Raw genomic sequence first — 850 nt, 5'->3', positions numbered from 1 at the left:
GTATAAGTTGTTCCTGCTGTACCACTAAAGGTAGACGTATTGCTTGAAGGGGTGGTTACTGTTCCACCAACTCCACTAACAATACTCCATGCGCCTGTACCTACGGTTGGTGCATTAGCCGCTAATGTAACTGAAGTCAATCCACAAGTAGCTGAACTCGTTTGGTCTGGCCCTGCATTAGATGCGGTTGGAGTAGCACTTACGGATAGATTAACTCCATTGTCAGATCCGTTAACTGCAGGTGTATCACTTACAACTCTAATTCTATATCCTGTCCCATCGGCCGCACCTGAAGGTATTGTTACGGAAATACTTTGGCTGCCGCTTGTATCAGAACTTACTGTTTGCAAATCTGTTGGAGATGCAAATGATCCAGAAGCATCCGATAATTGAGCCTTAAATATACTACCACTAAAACTTGCTGAAGGAGAATACGTAAATGGAACCGAAATTCCTGTTGCACCAGCACAGAAAGGGCTTCCAGAAACCGTGCCTGTTGTAATCGTGCTTGCACAACTGTTTACAGTAATATCAACATCATCTGTTGATGCTGTACAAGGACTATTGCTAACGTTCCAACGAAGCGTATAAACTCCTGCTCCACCTGCTGGGGTAAAAACTGTATTGTTTACAGATGTACTTCCAAATTGAGCACTTGAGGTACTTGGCCCACTAACAATACTCCATGCTCCCGTCCCTACACTTGGATTGTTCCCTGCTAAAGTTGCAGCTCCTGTTGAACAAATTGTTTGATCGACTCCAGCCGCTGATGTGGTTGGATTTTGGTTGAATGTTATCACAACATCATCTGTCGATGCAGTACATGGACTGTTACTAATGGTCCATCGCA

1 pseudogene is annotated in these 850 nt (G+C 44.1%); it reads right to left on the bottom strand.

From position 1 onward, the window contains the following. A pseudogene (locus tag ACFQ0S_RS11550) lies at nucleotides 1-850 on the bottom strand (hypothetical protein); the annotation flags it as partial.

Source organism: Flavobacterium myungsuense, assembly GCF_042677265.1.
Taxonomy (GTDB): domain Bacteria; phylum Bacteroidota; class Bacteroidia; order Flavobacteriales; family Flavobacteriaceae; genus Flavobacterium; species Flavobacterium myungsuense.
This window is presented reverse-complemented; position numbering and strand designations above follow the sequence as displayed.